A 2,304-nucleotide genomic window follows, 5' to 3' on the forward strand; every position below is an offset into this window, starting at 1 on the left:
GGTCTGTGAAGCAGGTGGTTGTTCGGTCTTCCGTCACGCCTTGGCGTGACGGGGCAAGCCTATGGCTTGCCTTCGACAGTCGAAAATGGACAAACCGCTTTTCCGTCAAGGATATGTTAAACTTCTTCGTTGCATCTATATAGTGAAACATGCTGCTGGTCCCAGCCGCTTTTTGCATTAAAAAGCATGGTGAATCCCGTTTTCTTTTTCGGTGAAATGCCGCTGATTGGGGCGCGACAGCCTTTTTCACCGGTCTTCCATGGCACCGGCTTACAGCGCAACGAGTATAAATAAGTAGTAATCACGCAGAAAAGGAGGAGCAAGCCCATGGTTTATTTCCTGCCCCCTGCGGCATGGGCAAGGCCGTACCCGTCGGTCGACCCCGCCATCTTCTCCCAATCGGCTGCCACCGCCCAGACGCTCATGAACGATGCTGGAGTCATTTTAAAAAGGCTGGCCGAATCGCGCTCGTTTTCCGCCACGATCATGTCCGCCGCCCAAGAAGGAAAAACGGAGGAAGTGAAGCGCCTCATCCGCTCGCTCGGCCTCCGCTCGCAAACTGAAGTGTATTTTAATCCCAACGGCATCCGCCTGACGCTGTCGCCGCCGCCTGGCGCATTTCCGTGCTGCCAGCTTGCCATCGGCTTGCGTTGGAACGTGTTTCCTCCATTTCACGTATAGCCTTCGCCATCGCAACGCGCAATCAGCAAGCGGCGTTCGCTCTTCACATTCCCTGCTTTGGCGGCTGCCAACATCCGTTCACGTCGGCCGCACCTGATGCGATAGCGCCGTTTCCAGACGATGCACGGCGCTGGAAGCGGTGTTGTCGTTTGAGCCTTGCTGGGCCAGAAGCTCCTTTCACACCAAAACGGTTCTCGCCGCCGACCTTCGTGAACCAAAAAAAAGACAACGATCGTCTCATCGCCGTCTGGCGCCTAAACAAACTTGCCGGGCACCCAACGCCCGGCGTCCCCTTCCATTCACTTTGCGCATCCGCTCACCCCGAGTTCGACAGTGACTAGGCAAACAAAATGCCTCTCAACCCTTGATACAAAAGGGACGGGAGGCATTTGAGCACACTTTGGGCGTGTATCTAGGCGCGAGGATGGATGCCTAGGATCTTCGGAGGAGGTTCCAACCCTAGAGCCGCAAAGAGTTGCGCTTGTTTGGCCGTCAGTTCGGCTCGCTGAGAAAGGCCGCCGTTTTTGGAAGAAAAATGTCCAAGCATAAGACGCTCACATTCGTCTCTTACGTTCGGCCACGATTCATGAGTTCGGAGAAGGAATCGCGAAATGCTTTTGGCCAGACGTTCCAAGACGGCGCGATCCACTTCATCTTCGCGCCCGAACGAATCCATCACCTTCGCTTTCGCCTATTTGGCCTTTGGATCCCATTCATTGTGAGCAAGCTGGAGATAAGCAACGGTTGTTCCATCCTTGTTTTTGCGTGTGACTCGTCGTATATACATGCCTATATTACAACTTATAAACTTTATTTTTAAAAGAAAAAAATAATTAATCGTGTGCCTATGAAATTCAGCGTTTTTTTCTAGGATCCGCATTACGAAACCCTTGATATAACAGCATTTTGGTCATTTCCATTTGCCTAAAATGACCTCAAAGCTGTCGAACTCGGGCTCACCTAGGTCGATAAATGAGATCCCCGACAATGATCGTGATCAACGAAATCAACATCGTCATCTTGACCACCTTATAGTCTAAAAAGCGCAGCACTTGTTCTTCAAACATGTAGACGAAAAAGAATATGACCATCAGCACGGCGAGAGCTAAGACAAATCTTTTTTTCGATTCATGGACAATAGATTCTCCTTCTATCAGAATGTATCCAATACATTGCCCGTCGTTTTGATCATATCGTCGGAAATAAATACTTTTTTCAGATTGGTGCGCTTGCTGTCGCTATAGACAAAGTGATACGCGTCATATATATACTGATCATAATAATCACTGTAATATCGTATGATTTTCACTGTTGTCCAGTATGGTTTTAGATTAATATATTCCCCTGCCAATGTACAAATCGAAGCAATGGTTGTTGCCGCTCCAGGGCCAAACGTATATCCAGCTAATGTAGCGATAGCAGTTAATCCTGTTTTTAATACACTGCTTACAAATTTAGCGGTATCGTTATCAAAAGAATAATATCTAGTTCCGATAACCGTTCCATCTCCTGGGTTAGGGATCACTTGAGGCTTCACTTGGTTGCTGTATGAACCTCCCCCACTTACGCCTGTAGGCGTTGAAGTGGGGGTTTCTTGCCTTTTTCTTTCCGGGTGTTTCACGA

The 2,304-nt window shown here is 49.0% G+C and carries 2 protein-coding genes and 1 pseudogene; 1 reads left to right on the forward strand and 2 read right to left on the reverse strand.

Annotation, left to right across the window (positions count from 1 at the left end):
- Nucleotides 1-327 precede the first annotated feature (327 nt).
- Nucleotides 328-681 (forward strand): YuzC family spore coat inner layer protein, encoded by a 354-nt coding sequence (locus IKE44_RS10215; protein WP_287465818.1) that lies wholly within the window; start codon nucleotides 328-330, stop codon nucleotides 679-681.
- A gap of 598 nt (nucleotides 682-1,279) precedes the next feature.
- On the opposite strand, the pseudogene IKE44_RS13870 reads toward IKE44_RS10215, so the two are convergent.
- Together IKE44_RS13870 and IKE44_RS10225 are read right to left on the reverse strand one after the other, a co-directional pair.
- Nucleotides 1,280-1,468, reverse strand: a pseudogene (locus IKE44_RS13870) (IS1634 family transposase); the annotation flags it as partial.
- 366 nt (nucleotides 1,469-1,834) lie between these two features.
- Nucleotides 1,835-2,304: hypothetical protein (locus IKE44_RS10225; RefSeq protein WP_287465820.1), on the reverse strand; the 470-nt coding region annotated here is incomplete at its 5' end.

This window comes from Geobacillus sp., assembly GCF_017515625.1.
In the GTDB taxonomy this organism is placed as follows: Bacteria; Bacillota; Bacilli; order Bacillales; family Anoxybacillaceae; genus Geobacillus; species Geobacillus stearothermophilus.

What these genes read in the sequence shown, in the direction of transcription:
- IKE44_RS10215 (WP_287465818.1), top strand. Translation starts at nt 328, where the DNA reads ATGGTTTATTTCCTGCCCCCTGCGGCATGGGCAAGGCCGTACCCGTCG.